The 21,019-nt window shown below is 63.8% G+C and carries 21 protein-coding genes, 1 tRNA gene and 1 pseudogene; 3 read left to right on the top strand and 20 right to left on the bottom strand.

Features of this window, described 5'->3' with window-relative positions; genetic code table 11:
* Positions 1–5: 5 nt before the first annotated feature.
* The 13 genes and pseudogenes from HMPREF9465_RS08370 to tyrS all read right to left on the bottom strand — a co-directional run bounded on the left by HMPREF9465_RS08370 (position 6) and on the right by tyrS (position 11,270).
* Complete coding sequence (locus HMPREF9465_RS08370; protein ID WP_005435948.1) at positions 6–1,328, bottom strand: hemolysin family protein; 1,323 nt, start codon at positions 1,326–1,328, stop codon at positions 6–8.
* An 82-nt stretch (positions 1,329–1,410) separates the two neighbouring features.
* Positions 1,411–1,950 (bottom strand): CinA family protein, encoded by a 540-nt coding sequence (locus HMPREF9465_RS08365; protein ID WP_005435944.1) that lies wholly within the window; start codon positions 1,948–1,950, stop codon positions 1,411–1,413.
* 5 nt (positions 1,951–1,955) lie between these two features.
* The gene (locus tag HMPREF9465_RS08360; protein WP_005435941.1) at positions 1,956–2,474 is read right to left on the bottom strand and encodes a phosphatidylglycerophosphatase A; all 519 of its coding nucleotides are present in this window, start codon (positions 2,472–2,474) and stop codon (positions 1,956–1,958) included.
* Between the two features lie 75 nt (positions 2,475–2,549).
* A complete protein-coding gene (gene thiL / locus HMPREF9465_RS08355; RefSeq protein WP_005435940.1) occupies positions 2,550–3,545 on the bottom strand; it encodes a thiamine-phosphate kinase in 996 nt (331 codons plus the stop codon).
* A gap of 96 nt (positions 3,546–3,641) precedes the next feature.
* Positions 3,642–4,151: a transcription antitermination factor NusB gene (nusB, locus tag HMPREF9465_RS08350; RefSeq protein WP_005435938.1), complete on the bottom strand. Its 510-nt coding sequence runs from the start codon at positions 4,149–4,151 to the stop codon at positions 3,642–3,644.
* Between the two features lie 26 nt (positions 4,152–4,177).
* Positions 4,178–4,681, bottom strand: coding sequence for a 6,7-dimethyl-8-ribityllumazine synthase (ribH, locus tag HMPREF9465_RS08345; protein WP_005435937.1), 504 nt, complete (start codon positions 4,679–4,681; stop codon positions 4,178–4,180).
* Between the two features lie 245 nt (positions 4,682–4,926).
* Entirely contained in the window at positions 4,927–5,547 is a 621-nt protein-coding gene (locus HMPREF9465_RS08340) for a riboflavin synthase (RefSeq protein ID WP_005435935.1), read from the bottom strand.
* Between the two features lie 6 nt (positions 5,548–5,553).
* A complete protein-coding gene (gene ribD, locus HMPREF9465_RS08335) occupies positions 5,554–6,672 on the bottom strand; it encodes a bifunctional diaminohydroxyphosphoribosylaminopyrimidine deaminase/5-amino-6-(5-phosphoribosylamino)uracil reductase RibD (RefSeq protein ID WP_005435924.1) in 1,119 nt (372 codons plus the stop codon).
* A gap of 149 nt (positions 6,673–6,821) precedes the next feature.
* Positions 6,822–7,277 (bottom strand): annotated as a pseudogene (gene nrdR / locus HMPREF9465_RS08330) (transcriptional regulator NrdR); the annotation flags it as partial.
* Between the two features lie 222 nt (positions 7,278–7,499).
* The gene (gene glyA / locus HMPREF9465_RS08325; RefSeq protein ID WP_005435921.1) at positions 7,500–8,762 is read right to left on the bottom strand and encodes a serine hydroxymethyltransferase; all 1,263 of its coding nucleotides are present in this window, start codon (positions 8,760–8,762) and stop codon (positions 7,500–7,502) included.
* 77 nt (positions 8,763–8,839) lie between these two features.
* Positions 8,840–9,442, bottom strand: a complete 603-nt coding sequence (locus tag HMPREF9465_RS08320; RefSeq protein WP_005435919.1) for a YbhB/YbcL family Raf kinase inhibitor-like protein — start codon at positions 9,440–9,442, stop codon at positions 8,840–8,842.
* A 96-nt stretch (positions 9,443–9,538) separates the two neighbouring features.
* Positions 9,539–10,000, bottom strand: coding sequence for a D-aminoacyl-tRNA deacylase (gene dtd, locus HMPREF9465_RS08315; protein ID WP_005435917.1), 462 nt, complete (start codon positions 9,998–10,000; stop codon positions 9,539–9,541).
* A gap of 10 nt (positions 10,001–10,010) precedes the next feature.
* Complete coding sequence (gene tyrS / locus HMPREF9465_RS08310) at positions 10,011–11,270, bottom strand: tyrosine--tRNA ligase (protein WP_005435916.1); 1,260 nt, start codon at positions 11,268–11,270, stop codon at positions 10,011–10,013.
* A gap of 224 nt (positions 11,271–11,494) precedes the next feature.
* Here tyrS and HMPREF9465_RS08305 point away from each other — a divergent pair, with 224 nt between their 5' ends.
* Positions 11,495–13,018 carry a M23 family metallopeptidase gene (locus tag HMPREF9465_RS08305; RefSeq protein WP_005435915.1) on the top strand — a complete coding sequence of 508 codons (1,524 nt, stop codon included), beginning with the start codon at positions 11,495–11,497 and terminating at the stop codon, positions 13,016–13,018.
* A gap of 80 nt (positions 13,019–13,098) precedes the next feature.
* Positions 13,099–14,202 (top strand): anhydro-N-acetylmuramic acid kinase, encoded by a 1,104-nt coding sequence (locus HMPREF9465_RS08300; RefSeq protein ID WP_005435914.1) that lies wholly within the window; start codon positions 13,099–13,101, stop codon positions 14,200–14,202.
* A gap of 94 nt (positions 14,203–14,296) precedes the next feature.
* Here HMPREF9465_RS08300 and erpA read toward each other — a convergent pair whose 3' ends face one another.
* The 6 genes from erpA to HMPREF9465_RS08270 form a co-directional block, all read right to left on the bottom strand.
* Positions 14,297–14,674, bottom strand: a complete 378-nt coding sequence (erpA, locus tag HMPREF9465_RS08295; protein ID WP_038007333.1) for an iron-sulfur cluster insertion protein ErpA — start codon at positions 14,672–14,674, stop codon at positions 14,297–14,299.
* 262 nt (positions 14,675–14,936) lie between these two features.
* A complete protein-coding gene (gene rpsI, locus HMPREF9465_RS08290; RefSeq protein WP_005435912.1) occupies positions 14,937–15,329 on the bottom strand; it encodes a 30S ribosomal protein S9 in 393 nt (130 codons plus the stop codon).
* Between the two features lie 19 nt (positions 15,330–15,348).
* The gene (gene rplM, locus HMPREF9465_RS08285; protein WP_005435911.1) at positions 15,349–15,777 is read right to left on the bottom strand and encodes a 50S ribosomal protein L13; all 429 of its coding nucleotides are present in this window, start codon (positions 15,775–15,777) and stop codon (positions 15,349–15,351) included.
* Between the two features lie 409 nt (positions 15,778–16,186).
* A complete protein-coding gene (locus tag HMPREF9465_RS08280) occupies positions 16,187–17,863 on the bottom strand; it encodes a glycerol-3-phosphate dehydrogenase/oxidase (protein ID WP_005435910.1) in 1,677 nt (558 codons plus the stop codon).
* Positions 17,864–17,865: 2 nt separating this feature from the next.
* A complete protein-coding gene (glpK, locus tag HMPREF9465_RS08275; RefSeq protein ID WP_005435909.1) occupies positions 17,866–19,356 on the bottom strand; it encodes a glycerol kinase GlpK in 1,491 nt (496 codons plus the stop codon).
* Positions 19,357–19,567: 211 nt separating this feature from the next.
* Positions 19,568–20,236, bottom strand: a complete 669-nt coding sequence (locus HMPREF9465_RS08270) for a hypothetical protein (protein ID WP_005435908.1) — start codon at positions 20,234–20,236, stop codon at positions 19,568–19,570.
* A gap of 233 nt (positions 20,237–20,469) precedes the next feature.
* Here HMPREF9465_RS08270 and HMPREF9465_RS08265 point away from each other — a divergent pair, with 233 nt between their 5' ends.
* On the top strand, positions 20,470–20,775 hold the full coding sequence (locus HMPREF9465_RS08265; protein ID WP_005435907.1) for an HPF/RaiA family ribosome-associated protein: 306 nt from the start codon (positions 20,470–20,472) through the stop codon (positions 20,773–20,775).
* A 149-nt stretch (positions 20,776–20,924) separates the two neighbouring features.
* On the opposite strand, the gene HMPREF9465_RS08260 is transcribed toward HMPREF9465_RS08265, so the two are convergent.
* Positions 20,925–21,000, bottom strand: a tRNA-Glu gene (locus HMPREF9465_RS08260).
* Positions 21,001–21,019 lie beyond the last annotated feature (19 nt).

Below are 21,019 nucleotides of genomic sequence, written 5' to 3'. Positions count from 1 at the left end.
TTCTTTTATTCGCCCCGGCCTTCCTGCTTCGGCGCGGTCTTGACCTTCACTGCGAGCACCTTGTCGATGCGGCGGCGGTCCATGTCGATGATCTCAAGCCGCCAGCCGTCCCACTCGGCGACGTCACCTTCCTTCGGAAGACGTCCGAGCAGGAGCATCATCATGCCGGCGAGCGTGTTGTAGCGTCCAAAGTCCTCCTCGGGCACGCTCTTGATGTCGAGCACGTCCTTGAGTTCGGGGATCGGAATCATGCCGTCGAGCAGGAGCGAACCGTCCTCGCGCCTCGTCACCCAGGCGTCGCCCGGCTGTTCGGGCTTGAATTCGCCCGCAATGGCCTCGAGCACGTCCCTGGGCGTCACGATGCCCTGGACTTCGCCGTACTCGTCGACGACAAGCGCAACAGGCGTGTCGGTCTTCCTGAAGTTCTCCAGAAGCTCCATGCCGGTCAGCGACTCGGGCACGTAGACGGGCGCCACGAGATTGTCCTTGAAGTCGGCGCGGCCCTTTTCCATCATCTGCTGCAGAAGCGAGCGCGTCGAGCAGAAGCCCTTCACGTCGTCAAGACTGCCGACGCAGACGGGAAGCCGCGAACGCTTCGAGGAGCGGATCTTCTCGATGTTGACCTCGGGCGAGTCCTCGAGGTCGATCCAGTCGATGTCGGCCCTCGGCGTCATCAGCGAGGCCACCTGACGGTCGTCGAGCCTGAAGACGTTGCGCACCATGTCGCGCTCGACCGTCTCGATCACGCCCGACTCCTCGCCTTCGTCGATCATCGCGTGAATCTCCTCCTCCGTCACGGCGTTCTGGCTGCGCGTGTCGACGCGCATCAGCCTGAGGATCGAGGCCGTGGAGAGCGACAGCAGCTTCACGAACGGCGCGGCGGCAAGCGAAAGCATGTGCAGGACGGGAGAGACGCGGCACGCCAGGCGTTCGGGCGCCATCTGGCCGATGCGCTTGGGGACGAGCTCGCCCATCACGATCGAGAAGTACGTGAGCAGCACCACGACGAGCGTGATGCCGACGGCCGAGGCTGTCTCCTCGCCCATGCCGAGCGAGACGAGCCATTCGGCCACGGGCTTGGCGAGCGCGGACTCGCCGAAGATGCCCGAGAGAAGTCCGATGGACGTGATGCCCACCTGAATGGTCGAGAGCGCGCGGTTGGGGTCCGCATTCATGTCCATGGCGCGTCTCGCGCCGGGAACACTCTCCTCGTCCATGTGCTGAAGCCTCGCCCTGCGGCTCGTGATGAGCGCGACCTCGCTGAGCGCAAAGGCCCCGTTCATGCCGATGAGGATCACCAGAATCAATATGTCAAACCAACTGGACATGATTTAAGCAAAGACAAAAAAAGGCGCCCTGCGAATCGATTCAGGAGGCGCCCGTTGTAGAACTGCAGTTCTCAAATTGTAGTCAATATTCGCACGGCATCACAGCGGGATTGCCGAAACGCATGAGTTCAATCAAGCCCTCGAGGGCCGTGAGCACGGTCGCCCTGCGCACCATCGAGCGGCTGCCGTGCGCATGGATCGTGCGCACGTACGTGACGATGTGCTCGTTGAAGCGTTCGGCCCAGCCGATGCACACCGTGCCCACGGGCGTGAGGTGCGTGCCGCCCGTCGGTCCCGCCACGCCCGTCACGGCGACGGCAAGCGTCGAGTCGGGACAGCGTGCGAGCGCACCTCTGGCCATGGCCTGAGCCACGTCCTCGCTCACGACGCCTTCCTCCTCGATCATCTTCGGATCGACGTCGAGAAGCGATGTCTTGGCTTCGGCCGCATAGGTCACGAAGCCCTCGCGGAACCATGCGGAGCTGCCGGGCACCTCGGTGATGGCGGCGGCGATGCCGCCGCCCGTGCAGCTTTCGGCCGTCACGACGACGTGCCGCCTCTCTGCGGCGACGACGCCGAGACGCTCGGCCGCCAGCGCTATGCGCTCGTTGAGATCAGGCATGATCCTCAGCCGAAGAGCCAGCCGAGAATGCTGACGACGACCCAGGCGTAGAAGGCTGCGACCACGTCGTCGAGCATGACGCCCGCGCCGTTCTTCATCTTTTCATCGATGATGTCGACCGGCGGCAGCTTCATGATGTCGAAGAAGCGGAAGGCCGCAAAGCCCGCGACCCACCAGAGGGTGCCCGCAGGCAGGAACGCGAAGAGAAGCCAGATGCCGACCACCTCGTCGACGACGACGCCCTTGTGGTCCTCGACGCCGAGATCGGCCGCAACCTTCCCCGCTGCCCAGGCGCCCGCGATGAAGAGGGCGATCGAGAGAATCACCCACGCGGCGGTCGTCATGGCCGGAGAGAGCACGATGAAGGAGAGCGCGCCCGCGAGCGAGCCGTAGGTGCCGGGCGCCTTGGACGGAAGACCCGCACCAAAGAACGTGGCGATCATGTGTGCCGGATGGGACCAGACGAAACGGCTGGTCAATTCGATCTGATTAGCAGGATTGGAGTCGTCGTACTTCTGCAGCATGTTCACTTCCTGGTTGCCGCCGCAGGCTTGGCCTGCGGCGCTGGGGGTCGGAGATCAGGGTCCTGGCGCTTCGCCTCAGGCGGCAAAGTGGTCGAACCCCTGCGTGGGCGTCGTCACGATGCCGCCGTTTTGCGAGCGGACAGTGAGATTATCGCCCGAGACTTTTTCGCAAATCTTACCAATTCGGGTAAGTCTGGTCTTTGTCAAAAGTCCCGCCTGCTCGATGCGAAGCGCGGCGGAGGGAGGGGCCGTGAAGACGAGCTCGTAGTCGTCGCCGCCGGTCAGCGCCGCCTCCTGCTGTGCGGCGGGGGAGAGCGCCCTGAGCGCGCTCGAGACGGGCACGGCCTCCCAGAGAATGCTGCCCGAGACGCCGCTGCGTTCGAGAATGTGCCCCAGATCCGCCAGCAGGCCGTCCGAGACGTCCGCGCAGGCCGTCGCAAGATCAAGAAGCGCCGAGCCGAGCATGTTCCTCGGCGTCGGGCGATCCATTCTGGGGAAAAGCGCCTCGGCCGCATCGGGCATCAGCTGCCAGTGGCCCCAGCGGTGCTTGAGCGCCGCATATGCGTCGCCCACCGTGCCCGAGACCCAGATGTCGTCGCCGGGCTTCGCGCCCGCGCGCGTGAGTCCCTTCCCTTCGGGAAGCGAGCCCATCGCCGTGATCGAGATCGTCACGGGCGCATGCGTGCCGCCGACCTCAGCCGTTCGGGTCGTGTCGCCCCCGAGAAGCGCGCAGCCCGAGCTCTCCGCAAGGGCCATCAGGCCGCGGGAAAAGCCCGCAAGCCATTCGTCGTCACGCTCTGGCAGTCCGATCGAGAGAAAGAACGCTCGCGGCGACGCGCCTGCGGCCGCAAGGTCCGACAGATTGACGGCGAGGGCCTTGTAGCCGATGTCCTCGGGCCTGGCGCCGGGCAGAAAGTGCGTGCCCACGGCCATCATGTCCGTCGTCACCGCAATGCGGTTGCCCGGCATGTCGATGATGGCGCAGTCGTCGCCCACGCCCTGACTTCGCCACTCTCCGAACGCGTCATGCGTGAAGAAGCGGTCGATGATCTGAAATTCTCCGCGTCGCATTTTTCTACCTCCGAAAAAAAACACGCTTCCAAGAAAAAGAGCCGCTCCCTCCGAAGGGAACGGCCCGTTTGTGGGAATCAGTCAGAGACTGATTCGTCAGGCGCGCGGCGCAGCCGTCTCTTCGGGACGAACTTCGCGCGCGACAAGCTCGAGAACGGCGTTCGTGAAGCGGTAGCCGCTGCCGAACTGCTTGACGAGCTCGATGGATTCGTTGAGGATTACGCGCCAGGGCGTTTCCGGGCAGGCCATGAGTTCGTACGTGCCGATCATGAGCACCGCACGTTCGACGAGCGAAATGCGGGAGAGTTCGCGGTCGGCGTGACGGGCGATGGCGTCCGCCACTTCGGCATGACGGTCAAGCACGCCGGCGAGCAGCTTCGTGAAGAGCTCGCGATCGGCCTTCTCGAAGTCCGTCGGACGGATGTCGCTGCCTTCGAGCTGCTCTTCCTCGTCGTGCAGAAGGCTCGAGAGGTGGGCTTCGATGCCGGCGTAGTCCTGGGACGGATCGGCGAGCCACTGGTAGAGGCCGAGCATCACGAAGACGCGGGCCAGATGGCGGGCGGAGTGCGCCGCCGACTTGCGGTGGCCTTCCTTGTGTTCAGTCATTCTTCAAGATTCCTTTGATGACGGCATCAGTCTTCGGAGGTCACTTCATCGAAATCCTCGTCGAACTCGTCGACGCAGAACTCCTTGGCGAAGTTGGCCATTTCAACGGCGCAGCGTGCGCAGTCGCGGCCCTTCATGTCGATGCGTTCCTCGCACTGCTCGTCGTTTTCCGTCGTCAGCACGCCGTTGGCGATGGGAATGTCGTAGTCGAGACAGACGCGGGTGATGCCGCTGCCGGACTCGTTGCTCACGAGCTCAAAGTGGTAGGTTTCACCGCGGATAACGGCGCCGAGGGCGATCAGGGCGTCGTATTCGCCCGTCTGGGCGAGCTTCTGCAGCGCGAACGGGATTTCGAGGGCACCCGGCACGGACACCTTCGTCACGTCCTCTTCCATCACGCCGAGCTTGCGCAGTTCGTCCATGCAGGACTCGAATTCACCGCGGCCGGCATATTCGTTGAAGCGGGCGACCACGATGCCGATGCGAAGGTCGGTACCGTCGAGTTTGGTGGGAACAATATCAACAGCCATGTCTGTCTCCTAGGGGCCTCTGCAGGCGGGAGCTAAATTCGTTTTGAAAAGATCCCGAAGGCCAGGCCCTCGGGCCGCCGCCGGCCTGCCGGCGACGACTGATAGACGTTTATTTTAACGCGAAAGACCTGCGTGACGCAGGGCGGGCGGGTGCGGGCGCCGTTTTTTCGGCCCCGCTGTCGAAAAACGGCGCCCTTCACCAGAAGAACGCCGCCTTTTCATGATGCGGAACGCCTTCTTCCTGATCAGAAGAGGGAGTCCTCGTCGTTACGAAGCGACATCATGCGCTCGATGTAGCGGGCGATCGTGTCGATCTCAAGATTGACGTAGCTCTGGGCCTTGAGGTGCTTGAGCGTCGTCACCTCGACCGTGTGCGGGATGAGGTTGATCGTCACGAGCGTGTCCATCGCCGTATCCTCGACCTTGTTGATCGTAAGCGAGACGCCGTTGACCGTGATCGAGCCCTTGTAGGCGAGATACGGAGAGAGGACGCGGGGGGCGCGGATGACGAGGCGCCACGATTCGGCGACCTGCTCCATGCTTTCAACCTGACCCACGCCGTCGACGTGACCGCTCACGAGATGGCCGTCGACGCGGTCGCCGAGACGCATGGCCTTCTCGAGGTTGACCTCACCGAACGTGTCGAGGCCCGTAGTCTTCGAGAGGCTCTCGGCGGAGACGTCGACCTTGAATTCCGTGTCCGTCTTCTCGACGACGGTCATGCACGCGCCGTTGACGGCGATCGAGTCGCCGATGCGAACCTCGTCAAGACCGAGATCGGGAGCGCAGATCGTCAGGCGGACGCCGTTGCCGAGAGGTTCCGGTTCACGAACCTTGCCGATGGCCTGAATAATGCCGGTAAACATTTAGAGTCATCTCCTCAAAATCACACGCAGATCGGCACCGATCTGAGTAAAGTCTTCAATCGTCCAGCGGTGCGCCAGACCGGGTTCCTCGGGAAGCGGAACGCTTGCAACGGGCATCCCCGAGCCGAAAAGGCAGGGAGCAGTATACAGCACGATCTCGTCGACAAGTCCCTCGGAGAGAAAGCTCCCGTTGAGCCCCGCACCCGCCTCGAGATGGACCTCGTTGACCTGCCTTCGTCCAAGCTCGTCGAGAAGCGCACCGAGGTCCACGCGTCCCGGATGCGCCGCATCGGGAAGCCTCAGCACCTCGGCGCCTGCGGCGACGAGCGCCGCCTCGGCCTCTTCGCCGGCCTGCGCACAGACGAGGACCGTGCCGCCGCCCTTGAGAATCTCCGCCCCGACGGGCGTCTCAAGCCTCGGATCCACGACCACGCGGAACGGGAACCTCACCTGATCAGGGAGCCTCACCGTCATCTTCGGATTGTCGGCGAGCACCGTGCCGATGCCCGTCACGACCGCCCCCGACACCGCACGCCAGTACTGAGAGTCCTCGCGCGCCGCAGGGCCCGTGATCCACTGGGATCGGCCGTCGGGAAAGGCCGTGCGGCCGTCGAGCGTCGCGGCGCACTTCATCCTCACCCAGGGCCTGCCCGTCGTCATACGGGTGAGAAAGCCCCTGTTGGAGAGCCATCCCTCTTTGCTTCGGACGCCTTCGGTCACCTCGATGCCCGCATCGCGGATCATCTTCAGACCCCGCCCCGCCACCTGGGGGTTCGGGTCGGCGACCGACGTCACGACGCGGCCGATCCTGTGCTCGACGATCGCAAGCGCACAGGGCGGCGTGCGCCCCCAGTGCGAGCATGGCTCGAGCGTCACGTAGATCGTCGCGCCCTCAACGCTTTCTCCACGCGCGGCGGCATCCCTCAGAGCCATCACCTCGGCGTGCGGACCGCCCGTCTGCTGCGTGAAGCCCCGGCCGATCACCCGGCCGTCCCTCACGATGACGGCGCCGACCGCAGGATTGGGCGGAGAAAGCCTGCGGGCCTTCGCGGCCTCCTCAAGCGCAAGCCCCATCCAGAAGTCGTCGTCCTTCACGCGACCTTCATCCACAGCGCATTCCGTCATTTGGCCTCCTCCGCCTCCGCTGCCTTCCTCTCCGCATCCCTGCGGGCGCGACGCTCGGCGGCGGCCTTTTTCTTCGCCTCGCGGGCGGCGACCTCGGCCTCGTGCTCGAGCCTGAACTTCCTCAGCACGTCGAACGCGCCGTCGGTGCTTCCGTCGGGCACGGCCGCATTCTGAATCATCGATGCAAAGGCAAGCGGATCGCCGATGTTGAAGTACACCGACGCAAACCTGATGTAAGCGATGGTGTCGAGCTTCTGCAGGGCGCCGAGCACGAGCTCGCCCACGACGCTCGACTCGATCTCGCGGTCTCCGAGCATGATCATCGCCTGCTCGACGGAGTCGACCGCCTCCTCAAGCTGCTCGGGCGTCACGGGACGCTTGCGCAGCGCCAGCGTCATCGAGGCCTGAAGCTTCGCCCTGTTGTAGTCGGTGCGCTGGCCGTTGCGCTTGACGACCGCGGGAATGGGCAGGTGCGCCCTCTCGAAGGTCGTGAAGCGCTTGCCGCAGGCCGGACACTTGCGGCGGCGACGGATCGCGTACCCCTCCTCAGGGGCGCGCGAATCGATCACCTGGGTATCCGGATTCTGGCAGAAGGGACATCGCATGAGGAGACTCCTTGCGTACGGTGGAAGCCCGTCCCAAACCGCATCGGCCGGCAGACACTTCCAAATCAGGAACAAGTGTCCGAAAGTTTAGCGCCCGCCCGCAGGCAAACTCAAGTCCCCAAACACAAAATAAGGGCCACCCAATCACTCGAAAGGGTAGCCCTTGTGTTTTCATGCGTTTTCGGGGAGATCCGAAGCCTCCCCTGCGGCCTCCTGAGCGCCTTAGTCGCCGTAGACCGGGAAGGCGGCGGTGAGGTTCGCCACTTCGGCCTTGACGCGTTCGAAGACGGCCTGGTCTTCAGGCGCCTCGAGTAGATCGACGATCAGGTTCGCCACCTTGCGGGCCTCGGCTTCGCCGAAGCCGCGGGTCGTCATGGCGGGAGAGCCGAGACGGATGCCGGACGTCACGAAGGGCTTTTCCGGATCGTTCGGGATGGCGTTCTTGTTGACCGTGATGTGAGCGGCGTTGAGCAGCGTTTCGGCGGCCTTGCCCGTGATCTTGAGCGGACGAAGGTCGACAAGCATCACGTGGCTTTCCGTGTGGCCGGAAACGATGCGCAGGCCGCGCTTGACGAGCTCTTCGGCCATGGCAGCGGCGTTCTTCATCACCTGCTCGCCGTAGACCTTGAAGGACGGGTCAAGGGCTTCGCCGAGGGCCACGGCCTTGGCGGCGATGACGTGCATGAGCGGACCGCCCTGCATGCCCGGGAAGACGGCGGAGTTGATCTTCTTCTCAAGGTCGGGACGGCAGAAGATGAGGCCGCCGCGCGGACCGCGGAGCGTCTTGTGCGTGGTCGTCGTCACGATGTCGGCGTGGCCGAACGGGGTCGGGTAGACGCCGGCGGCGATGAGGCCCGCATAGTGGGCCATGTCGACCATCAGGTAGGCGCCGACGGAGTGGGCGATTTCGGCAAAGCGCTTGAAGTCGATGCGAAGCGAGTAGGCGGAGGCGCCGGCGACGATGATCTTCGGCTTGCATTCCCTGGCGAGCTGTTCAACGCGGTCGTAGTCGATCGCCTCGTTGGCGTCAAGACCGTAGGGAACGACCTTGAAGTAGCGGCCGGAATAGTTGAGGTGCATGCCGTGCGTCAGATGGCCGCCTTCGGCAAGCGAGAGGCCCATGATCGTGTCGCCGACCTCGAGAAGGCCGAAGTACACGGCGGAGTTGGCCTGAGCGCCGGAGTGGGGCTGCACGTTGACGGCCATCTCGACGCCTGCGGGCTCGCAGAAGAGCTTCTTGGCGCGGTCGATGGCGAGCTGTTCGACGACGTCGACGTGCTCGCAGCCGCCGTAGTAGCGCTTGCCGGGATAGCCTTCCGCGTACTTGTTCGTGAGGCAGGAACCCTGAGCCTGCATGACCGCCGGGGAAGCGTAGTTTTCGCTCGCGATGAGCTCAATGTGGTCTTCCTGACGGGCGGTCTCGTGGCTGATGACGTCCCAGACGGCGGGATCGACGGCCTCAATGGTATTGGAGCGCTTGAACACGACTTCAGTTCCTTTAGTAAGACGGCGGCGGATGCCGCCGGAGGTTAATGACGTGGATTCTGTGAATGCCGGTCGTCTCAAAGGGCGGCCAGACGGGGATTGAGCGTATAGCGGCCAACAAGCTCAGCCGACGCGAGGACATGGCCCTTCATGGCGGCGTCGACGTCCTGCCATGTCGCATTTTCAGGAAGCTCGAGCCTCGGGGCGTCGAGCGCGAAGACCATGAACCGGTAGTAGTGCCAGCGTGCGTCGAAGAACGGCGGACAGGGGCCATCGTAGCCCGTGCCCGTTTCGCCCGGAGCAGGCGTGCCGCCGCGGCTGTAGTCGTTGATGCAAACGGCGCCGAAGCCCGGCGTCGTCTTCCTCTCCTCCGCAAGCGCCCCTTCGGCGATGCTCGTCACGTCAGCGGGGCAGTTGGGCTGCACCCAATGCACGAAGCGGCGGCGGGGCTGGGAAACAGGAATCTCGCCCGAGGCGTCGCGCTCGGCGAGATCCGTCGGCACGTCGTCGTCAAGGCAGGCAAGCACGAAGGACGCCGTGCCCTCGGGCGCGTCCGTCCAGGAGAGCTGGGGATTGAGGTTCGTCGAGCGGACGGTCGAGCCGTCCTCTCCGATTCGGCCCCAGGCAAGGGCTTCAGGAATGAAATCGCCCTGTTTGAAGTTGTCGGAAGTGATTTTCACCGGGTGCTTCTCCACGTGCGGAGCCGCCCGGAGCGGGCGGCGTCCTCTATTTATATCATCACTTTCGGCCCAAGACCACAGTCTAGAGCATTGGGACTAGTCGGCGCCAGCACCATCAGCCCTAAGGTGGAGGCTGAAGGTCGCCGGTCCGTCATTGACGAGCGAGACGCGCATGTGCGCGCCGAATTCGCCTGTGGGGCAGGACAGCCCCTCGCCCCTGAGCGCCGTCACAAACGCATTGAAGGCGGCAAGGCCCTCTTCGGGCGGCGCAGCTCTGGAGAAGCTCGGGCGGTTGCCCGACATCGTGTCCGCGGCAAGCGTGAACTGCGAGACGCAGAGCACATCGCCGCCGACGTCGACGACGCTCCTGTTCATCCTGCCCGCCTCGTCCTCGAAGATGCGAAGTCTCGCGGTCTTGCGTGCGAGCTTCCCGATGACGGCGGGCGTGTCGCCGGGCTCCCCGCACACCAGCGCAAGAAGCCCGCGGCCGACGGCCCCGGTCACGCGTCCTTCAACTCTCACCGAGGCTTCGGCCACTCGCTGGATCAGAACGATCATGATCCGCTTCTCAGGCGATCGTGATGCGGGCCCACTTGCGCTTGCCGACCTGCACCGTCACGACGGTGCCGGCCTTGAGCTTGAGCCCCTTGTCGGAGACCTTCTCGCCTTCGATCCTCACGCCGCCCTGATCGATGTTGCGATTGGCGTCGGACGTGGAGGAGACGAGACCGGCGGCCTTGAGCATCTGGCCGACGCCGATCTCGCCGGCGGGAGCCTCGACCGTCACTTCGGGAATGTCGCTCGGCATGGCGCCGGCGCGGAAGCGGGCGTTGAATTCATCTTCGGCGGCATTGGCGGCGCAGTCCGAATGGAAGCGGCCCACGATCTCCTTGGCGAGCAGCACCTTGGCGTCGCGCGGATTACGGCCCTCGGAGCACTCCTTCTTGAGCTGGGCGATCTCGGCGTTGCCGCGCAGGCTCAGCAGGTCGTACCAGTCCCACATCAGCGAGTCGGAGATGGACATCACCTTGCCGAACATGTCGTTCGGAGCGTCGGTGATGCCGATGTAGTTGTGCTTGCTCTTGCTCATCTTGACCTGACCGTCAAGACCCACGAGAAGCGGCATCGTCAGGATGCACTGGGGCTCCTGACCGTACTGGCGCTGGAGTTCGCGGCCGACGAGCAGGTTGAAGCGCTGGTCGGAGCCGCCGAGCTCGAGGTCGGCCTTGAGGGCCACGGAGTCGTAGCCCTGCATCAGCGGGTAGATGAGCTCGTGCATGGCGATCGGAGCCTGCTCGGCGTAGCGCTTGGCGAAGTCGTCGCGCTCAAGAAGGCGTGCGAGCGTGTAGCGGGAGGCAAGCTGAATGAGGCCCACGGAGCCGAGCTTGTTGCACCATTCGGAGTTGTAGCGGACTTCGGTGCGGTCAAGGTCGAGCACGAGGCCGGCCTGATTGAGGTAGGTCTGGGCGTTCTGGACGATCTGCTCGTGCGAGAGCGGCGGACGCGTGGCGTTGCGGCCGGACGGATCGCCGATGGCGGCCGTGAAGTCGCCCACGAGGAAGATCACCGTGTGGCCGAGGTCCTGAAGCTGGCGCAGCTTGTTGAGCACGACCGTGTGGCCGATGTGGATGTCGGGAGCCGTCGGGTCGAGGCCGAGCTTGCAGCGCAGCGGTTCACCGGTCATCTTGGAGCGGGCGAGCTTCTGTTCGAACTCCTCCTCAATGAGGAACGTGTCGGTGCCGCGGCGGATGAGGGCCATCGCCTCGCGGATGTCGTCGGTAACAGGGAGCTTCTTGGCCTCCTGAGCCTTCTCTAATTCAACGGTCATCAGTATCCCTTCAATGACTTAAACAAACTGAGGCCGCCGCGTTGCAGCGCCCGTTCGCAGGCTCATCTGCACACAAAGTCATGCAAAAGGCCCCGGAGACGCATGAAATGCCCGCCTGTAACCATTTTTAAGGTTTTTTAGGCGGGACGCACAGCGGTTCTGATTTAAAATGGCAATCTAAGTATTGTTCCCTTTTTCCGCGCCTTTCGCAACTCCGACTCATCATGACCGCTCCCTCCCTCATTGCCCGGCAGCTCCGCACCGCCGGGAGGGCGTTTCGATCCTGGCTCAAGGTCTGGGCCTCGTCCCCGCTTCTCCACGCGTGCAGACTGAGTACCGGGGCCGCAACGGCGGGGATAGCCTCGATGGTCGTGATCGGAACAACGGGCGCCATGCTCGGCGTCTCGCCCAGTCTCGCGCAGGAAAAGCACCGCGCGGACTTCGTGACGGGCTCCGTTGACGACTCCGTTCTCACGCAGGCGCTCGACGCCCTGCGCCGCAACGGCTCCGTTACGCCCCGCAGCCTGACCGTACGCAACGGCGAGACCCTCTCCTCCCTGCTCGCACGCCTTGAAGTCGTCGACCCTCAGGCCGTCTCCTACATCCGCTCGCAGCGCATGCTGCGTCCGCTCGTCATGCCGCAGGACGGCCAGTACGTCAACGCAGGCGTTCTGCCCGACGGCCGACTTGCCTTCCTGCACCTCTATCTCGAGGGCCCGCACCCTCAGGACAGCCGCCGCATCGAGGTCACCCGCACGGGCGAGCTCTTCGCCGCCGCCGAATACCCCGTCGCCTTCGACACGCTCGAGGAAAGCATCTCCGGCGTCGCCTCCTCGGGCTTCGCTGCCACCGTCGAGTCCCTGCGCATTCCCGCCGACATCGCCGAACAGCTCAAGGTCGTCTGGGAGGGCGCCGACAATCCCGTCCGCACCCTCAAGCAGGGCGACTCGCTCCGCCTCGTCTTCGAGCGCAAGTTCGCAGGCGGCGACTTCATCCGCAACGGCCAGCTGCTTGCCGTTCAGGTGGTCTCGGGCGAGGACGTCCACGAGGCCTACTGGTTTGAGAACGACAGCCGTGCCGGCGGCTTCTACACGCTCGCTGGCCGCGCCTCGCAGCAAACCTTCATGCGTGTACCGCTCGACGTCAAGGACGTGAGCAGCGAGTTCGCGCCGCTTCGCCGTCATCCCGTCACGGGCGTCGTGCGCCCGCACAACGGCACCGACTTCCGCGCCCCCTCGGGCTCCCGCATCTTCGCTGCCGCCGACGGCGTGGTCACCTTCGTGGGCTACGAGCGCAAGGGCTACGGCCGCTACGTCAAGATCGACCACGGCCTCGGCCGCACCACGCTCTACGCGCACATGTCCCGCATCACCAAGAACCTGCGCGCAGGCCAGAAGGTCGAGCGCGGCGACGTGATCGGCTACGTGGGCCGCACGGGCCTTGCCACCGGTCCGCATCTGCACTACGAACTGATGTTCGACGGCGTGCAGATCAATCCGCGCACAGCCGACCTGCCCGACACCGAAAACCTGACCGCCTTCCAGGTGGCCCAGCTCAAGACGATCGCCCGTCCGATTCAGGCCCGCTTCGACCTGCTTGCCGAAAGCGAGTCGCTTCCCGTTCCGACCGTCCTGCGCACCCACAGGGACGACGCAACCGCCGTCGCCAAGCATCTTCTCGGCGACGAGGAGCAGGCCGAAGGCGCTTCCAGGGTGGCGCACCGCGTCACCTCGATGAAGGAAGACTGATTCCTTCTCCATGCAGGCATCAGAAAGCCGGCGCCATGGCGTCGGCTTTTCCTTGTCCGCCATTTCCGCAGGGAACCACCATGACCGAACGCATTACGATCGGACTCATGTCCGGCACCAGCCTTGACGGCACGGACGCCGTCGCCATGGCCTTCGACGGCCGTGTCATGAGGAGTCTCGGGCACTCCTCGCTCGCCTTTCCGCCCAACCTGCGCGCTGCGCTCGCGGCGCTCACGCTGCCCGGCCCCGACGAAATCGAGCGCATGGGCGAAGCCTCCGTCGCGCTTGCTCGCCACTATGCAGAAGCCACCGGCCTTCTTCTGGCCCGAACGGGACTCTCCCCCGCCGACGTCGCCGCACTCGGCGTGCACGGCCAGACGATCCGCCATCGTCCTCAAAAGGGCTTCACGCTGCAGCTCAATCATCCCGCGCTCGTCGCAGAGCTCACGGGCATCGACGTCGTTGCGGACCTGCGCTCCCGCGACGTGGCCGCAGGAGGCGAGGGAGCGCCGCTCGTGCCCGCATTCCACGCCGAATGCTTCACGGGAGACGTCCCGCGCGTCGTCCTCAACATCGGCGGCATCGCCAACATCTCCGTTCTGCCCGCTCGCAGCGAGTCCCCCACCATCCTCGGCGGCGACACGGGTCCGGGCAACATGCTCATCGACACATGGACGCAGCGCATCACGGGAGCCCTTTACGACCGGGACGGCCGGTGGGCGGCCTCAGGCCGCGTCAGCACGACGCTTCTCGACGACCTTCTGAGCGAGCCCTACTTTGCACTTCCCATTCCGAAGTCGACGGGCAGGGAGCTCTTCTCGCCCGCCTGGCTCGACGCCCGCCTTTGCGGCCATGAGAGCCTGCCGCCCGAAGACGTCGCACGAACGCTCGTCGAACTGACCGCCCGCACGATCACGAACACCGTCGCACGGTTCGCCCCTGACGCCGCCGAGCTTTACGTCTGCGGCGGCGGTGTCTACAACAAGACCCTCATGCAGGCCATCGCCTCGCATTTCCCCGGCCTCACGGCCACGACCGAAGCTCTGGGCGTGCCGCCCATGGAGGTGGAGGCGGCTGCCTTCGCCTGGCTGGCGGAGCGCTTTCTCGCAAGCCTCCCCGGAAACCTGCCTGCGGTCACGCGGGCGGCGGGACCGCGAATTCTCGGCGCCCTCTATCCGCGCTGATCAGGACGGAAGCAGGTCTATGAAAAAACGGACGGCGTTCGCATGGAACGTCGTCCGTTTGTTTTTGTGTCGTCGGGCCTTCGGTCCTCCAGCATCAGACTCCGAAGGAGGAGCCGCAGCCGCAGGTCGTCACCGCATTGGGATTGTCGATGACGAACTGAGCGCCGCTCAGGTCGTCCTTGAAGTCGATCTTGGCGCCGACGAGGTACTGGTAGCTCATGGAATCGATGAGAAGCGTCACACCGCCCTTTTCCATCACGGCGTCGTCGGGGTTCTGGACCTCGTCGAACGTAAAGCCGTACTGGAAGCCGGCGCAGCCGCCGCCCTGAACGAACACGCGCAGCTTGAGGCTGGGATTGCCCTCTTCGTCCATCAGCTCCTTGACCTTCGCGACGGCGGCGTCGGTGAAGTTGATGGGATCGGGCATGAGCTCGGGCATTTCTTCCTGAGGCGTTTCAATCTTTTCAGTCATCGGGGTATGTGCCGTCCAAAGGACGGCCCTCCAAAAATGTGACGGGACGCCGGGGCTTCTCTTCCACGATGGGCGGAGGCCGTTCACGGCGTTGTTCAAGCGATCATCTATGCTACACGAAAAAGCGCGCTCGTGACGGGTCTCGCCGTCAGATTCGGCACGCGCAGACGACAAAAAAGGCCGCGCTGCTTGATGCAGGCGACCTTCTTTTTGCCGGGATCCGCAGAAGGACGAGCCTTCTGCAAATCCGTACTCGAAGCGATTAGCGCTTGGAGAACTGCTTGGCGCGGCGGGCCTTGCGCAGACCGACCTTCTTACGTTCGACTTCACGAGCGTCGCGGGTCACGAGACCGGCGTTGGAGAGAACGCTCTTGAGGCCGGCGTCGTAGTCGACGAGGGCGCGCGTGATGCCGTGACGGATGGCGCCGGCCTGGCCGGATTCGCCACCACCGCAAACGTTGACCATGATGTCGAACGTTTCGGTGTTTTCCGTGAGCTGAAGCGGCTGCATGACGATCATGCGGCCCGTTTCACGGTGGAAGTACTGTTCCAGCGGACGGCCGTTGATCACGATCTTGCCAGTGCCGCGCTTGATGAAAACACGAGCGACCGAGCTCTTGCGGCGGCCGGTGCCGTAGTTGTAGTTACCGATCATCTTTCAAGCCTTTCGGAAATTAGAGGTCAAGAACCTTGGGTTGCTGGGCGGAGTGCGGGTGTTCGGCGCCGGCGTAGATCTTGAGCTTCTTGATCATGGCGTAGCCGAGCGGGCCCTTCGGAAGCATGCCCTTGACGGCGATTTCCAGAGCGCGGCCCGGGTGCTTGTCCTGCATTTCGCGGAACGTCGTTTCGTAGATGCCGCCGGGATAGCCCGTGTGGCGGTAGTACGTCTTCTTCGTGTCCTTTTCAGCGGAAAGCTTGAGCTTGTCCGCGTTGATCACGACGATAAAGTCACCCGTGTCGACATGGGGCGTGAATTCGGGCTTGTGCTTGCCACGAAGGCGCAGAGCGATTTCGCTGGCAAGACGGCCGAGCACCTTGTCACTGGCATCGACCACGAACCAGTCGCGCTTAACCTCAAGCGGCTTGGCCGAGAAGGTCTTCATTGCGTTTCACCTAATAAGTAAGGCAGCTGCTGCAGCGCTCAACGGATGGCGCCGCGGTCCGTCATCATTTCTGAGGACCCGCACTGACATGCAGATGCTGAATAAAAACAAAAGCGAACCTGAAATTGGGTTCGCCCTAGAAATATGGCGTTCTGAACTTCGCGTGTGAATCACGGCGCCAGTGGAAAAAGATGGGGTAAGCAATCCGTGAAGCAAAGTCAGGACCGCGATTTTACCCTAATCGCCCCTACTTGTCCACAAGAAGGACCGATTTTTTTATTTCCGTCCGCCGCCGTCCTCAAGAGACGGCGCGGCACGCCAAAAGAAACGGCACGGGCGCCTCCGCCATGGAGTCGCCCGCACCGAAGGCCGGCGGCCGAAGGGCCCGGGGGCCCTTCAGGCATCGGTCTTACTTCTTCTGCTCAGCCTCTTCGGCCGGCTTTTCCTCGACGACTTCGACGTCGATCACCTTTTCGGCTTCAACGGACGCAGCCTCGGCCTTTTCCTCAGCCTTGCATTCGCAGACTTCGGCTTCGCAGACCTCGGCCTTGCATTCGCATTCGGCCTTCTCGCATTCGCACTTGCCTTCTTCACAGGTGCAGGCTTCGTCGGCGCAGCAGCATTCCTCGACGGGCAGGCCGAAGGCAGCGGCGATCTTGGGCAGCAGGGCGTTCGTGCGGGCCTCGTTCATCTGGCCGAGGCGTAGACGGCGAAAGAGCACGTCCTCGGGCGTGCGGGCGAACTCGTGGTCGCGGGCGTAGAGGGCGAACTGAACGACCTTTTCGTCGGCGGCGTCACCGGCTTCGGCCTCGATCTCAAGAGCAGCATGGTCCCAGTTGGGATCGCAGAAGATCGGCAGATCCTTCGTGACGCAGAGACGCGGCGGGATGAGGTGACGTAGCGTGGCGACGAGCATGGCGTGCTCGGCCATCTTGCGGTAGGCCGTCCACTTGCCGCCCGTCACGGTGATCATGTTGCCGAATTCGGGAATGACGGCGTGTTCGCGAGAAACCTTGGCGGTCGAGCCGGCGGAACCCGTGGCCTGCGGATTGAAGAGCGGACGCAGGCCGGCGAAGGAGGCCTTGACGTCGGCGCGGGTGATCGGCTTTTCAAGATAGCCGGAGGCCGTCTCGATCATGAAGTCGATTTCGGCGTCGCTCACCTTCGGATCGAAGTCGGCTTCCTTCTGTTCCACGTCGGTCGTGCCGACGAGGAGCATGCCGTGCCAGGGAATGGCGAAGAGCACGCGGCCGTCGCGGGTCTTCGGGATGAGCATGCCGGTGTCGCCGGGCATGAAGGACTTGTCGAGCAGGATGTGCGAGCCGCGGGAGACGCGCACGAGCGTGGAGGCATCCGGATCAACCATGCGGCGGATCGGATCGACCCAGGCGCCGGCGGCGTTGAAGACCATCTTCGTGCGGATGACGAACTCTTCGCCGGTTTCCTTGTCCTTCGCGGTCACGGAGCGGATCATGCCGCCTTCACGGGTGACGCCAACGACGGGCATGTAGTTGAGCGGTACGGCGCCGTGTTCGTAGGCCGTGCGAATGAGCGCAACGTCAAGACGCGCGTCGTCGAACTGGCCGTCGAAGAACTGCACGCCCCCCATCAGGCCTTCGGGCTTGACGCCGGGCAGGCGCATGAGGGTGTCCTCACGGGAGAGGCTCGACGTGTGGCCGATGTTGTAGCCGCCGTAGGTCATGGCGGAGTAGATGCCGAGGCCGATCGTGTAGAACTCGCGCTCGCCCTTCTTGTAGCAGGGCAGGATGAAGGGCTTGGAGTGCACGAGGTGCGGAGCATTCTTGATGAGGATGCGGCGTTCCTTCAGAGCTTCGCGCACGAGCCCCCAGTCACGCGGATTCTTCATGTAGCGCACGCCGCCGTGAATCAGCTTCGTCGAACGGGACGACGTGCCGGACGAAAAGTCCTGGGCCTCCAGCACGACGGTCTTGAGGCCGCGGGAGGCGGCGTCGACCGCAATACCGGCGCCCGTGGCGCCGCCGCCGATGACGACGACGTCCCAGACGGGATCTTCACGAAGTTTGGCGAGCAGTTCCTCGCGGCAGGTGGTTTTCACTTCAGCCATGGTCACTTATTCCAGTTGCGGGCGCGGCCGACGGCTCGGGCCCATTGGTTCATCAAATACTCTCGCCTGTCGGCGGTCATCGAGGGCTCGAACACCCTGTCGACGCGCCACAAGGCGGAAATTTCTTCACACGACTCCCAGACGCCCGTCGAAAGGCCGGCAAGGAACGCCGCCCCGAGCGCAGTCGTTTCGGTAATGGCGGGACGAATGACCGGCACGCCGGAGATGTCCGCCTGAAACTGCATGAGAAGGTTGTTGCGGGAGGCGCCACCGTCAACGCGCAGCTCCTTGAGCTCGGTCCCTGCATCAAGTTGCATCGCCTCAAGCACCTCCGCACACTGGAAGGCGATGCCCTCAAGCGCGGCGCGCGCGACGTGCGCCTTCGTCGTACCTCTCGTCAGCCCGATCATCATGCCGCGGGCCTCGCTGTCCCAGTGCGGGGCGCCGAGCCCCACGAAGGCGGGAACGAGATAGACGCCGCCGTTGTCGGGCACGCTCTTGGCGAGCGACTCGATCTCCTCGGCGGAATTGAAGAACTGCAGGCCGTCCCTGAGCCACTGCACGACGGCGCCGGCAATGAAGACGGAGCCCTCAAGCGCATACTGCGTGCGTTCGCAGCAGAGCTGCCAGGCGGCCGTGCCGATCAGGCGGTGCTGGCTCATGCGGGGCTCGCTTCCCACGTTCATCAGAAGGAAGCCGCCCGTGCCGTAGGTGTTCTTTGCGCAGCCGGCCTCAAAGCACGTCTGACCGAAGGTCGCGGCCTGCTGGTCACCCGCAATGCCCGCCACGGGAATCGCGGCGCCGAGCATTTCGGGCAGCGCCTCGCCGACCACGCATGAGCTGGGCACGATTTCGGGAAGCATCGAGGCGGGAATGCCGAAGATGTCGAGAAGTTCGTCATCCCACCTGCAGGTTTCGAGATTGCAGAGCATCGTGCGGGAGGCGTTCGTGATGTCGGTCACGAAGACGCGGCCGCCCGTGAGCTTCCAGATGAGCCACGTGTCGATCGTGCCGAAGGCGAGTTCGCCGCGTTCTGCGCGCGCACGCGCTCCGGGCACCCTGTCGAGAATCCAGCGGATCTTGGTGGCGGAGAAGTACGGATCGATGCGAAGGCCCGTCTTTTCACGCACGAGCACTTCAAAGCCCCTTCTCTGCAGCTCCGTGCAGTAGGGAGCCGTACGTCGGTCCTGCCAGACGATGGCAGGGGCAATCGGCAGCCCCGTCGTCCTGTCCCAGACGACCGCCGTCTCGCGCTGGTTCGTCACGCCGATGGCGCTGACCTCGGAGGCCGAGACGCCCGCCTTTCTCAGGCAGTTCTGGGCGCAGGCGAGCTGCGTGCGCCAGATGTCCATGGCGTCGTGCTCGACCCAGCCGGGCTGCGGATAATGCTGCGGGAACTCAAGCTGCTCCAGGGAAACGATCTGGGCGCGGTGATTCAGCAGAATGGCGCGGGAACTCGTGGTCCCCTGATCAAGAGCAAGAATGTATTTCATGTAAGCGGCCGGTCTCGCAGCCCCGGCGCACGCACGGGGGTGGTTTTCGGATTTTGAGCCTTGAAAGTTTAACTAAAAAGGCCGTGCCTGCCTAGGGGAGATTCCCGATGGCAGGGGAGTGGACCACCACCATCCGCCAGAGACGAAAAAAGCTCCGCTTTCCCTGCGGGAGCGAAGCTTTCAAGTGACCTGCGTCACCCGTCAGAGAGCCTTATTCGGCCTTGTCCTCGGACTTGGCTTCAGCCGTTTCCTCAGCTTCGGCGACAGCCTCCACGTCCTCGTCCTCGAAGACGTCTTCCGTGAACATGGCTTCTTCGGCGGCGACGGCGGGAGCCTCGGCCTGCTCGACCTTTTCAGCTTCCGTCTTGACCTCGGGCTTCTTGGCAAGCCTGCCGAGCTCGATCACCAGGCGGAGGGCCTTGTTGACGTCCTCGGCGCTCTTGAAGTAGTCGGCGATGTCGGCGTCAAGTTTCACGACGGCGTTCTTGGCGAAGTCGGAGCGCTCGGAGAAGCGGCGGGTTTCAAGCGCGCGGGCACGCGGACCGGAACGAACGCCGAAGTCTTCGCGACGACGCTGGCCGCCGCCGAAGGACTTGCGACGATCGCCGAAGCCACGGCGCTCACCGTTGAACTCACGACGCTCGCCGGCCACGAACGGACGACGTTCACCGCGATCGCCGCCGAATTCACGACGGTCACCGAACTCACGGCGTTCACCAAAACCGCGGCGTTCACCGCCGAATTCGCGGCGATCACCGAATTCACGACGGCCGAAACCGCGCTCGCCGCCTTCGCGACGGTCGCTGCGGCCGCCCTCGCGGCGGTCGGAACCAAAGGGAGCCCTATGCGGGCCGTTGTTCTGCCAAGGTTTGCGATCCATTTTGCTCATATCTCTTCAAAGGGGCCTGCCGCCTCCCTTTCCTTGCGGGAGTAGCGGTTCAGGCTGTGATTAACTGTCCGGCGACGACTGCGGCGTCTTGCCCGACAGCGTATCGCCACATTCTAAGTGATAACCAGTGGAATTTGTGCAAAGCGCAAGGATTGGATATAGACTTGGAGTACGGACAAGAGCGTTGTCCCATCAAAAAGCCACAACAAAAAGAGAGGTGTTATATGCCCCAATCTCTGCAGATCGTCTTCCACGGCATCAATCGTTCGCCCGCTGTCGAAACTGCGGTGACCGAAAAGGTTGAAGCGCTCCGTCGCTTCGACAACCAGCTCGGTGCCTGCAAAGTGACCGTCAGCCAGGAAGGTCACCAGACCATGGGCGCCTTCACGATTCGCATCGACCTGATGGCATCGGGTCAGGAACTCATCGTGAACCGCACGAACATGGATGTGATGGCAGCGCTCAACGAAGCGTTTGACACGGTTCGCCGCTCGGTTAAGGAAGAGGCCGAAAAGCGCCGCAATCACTAATGGAATGACCTACGTCCGTACCTGAATGGTCGGACGGGGTCCCCGAAAGCGCCGGACAAGCATGCCGGCGCTTTTTTTATGTTCGTGCGGACAGCACCGCACATAAAAGCCAAAAGCCCGACAGGCGCTAACCTGACGGGCTTTGAAACTGGCGTCCCCACGGGGATTCGAACCCCGGTACCGACCGTGAAAGGGTCGTGTCCTAGGCCTCTAGACGATAGGGACCTTGATCGTGGTGGAGGAT

Origin of the sequence: Sutterella wadsworthensis 2_1_59BFAA (assembly GCF_000297775.1) — a bacterium.
In the GTDB taxonomy this organism is placed as follows: domain Bacteria; phylum Pseudomonadota; class Gammaproteobacteria; order Burkholderiales; family Burkholderiaceae_F; genus Sutterella; species Sutterella wadsworthensis_A.
This window is presented reverse-complemented; position numbering and strand designations above follow the sequence as displayed.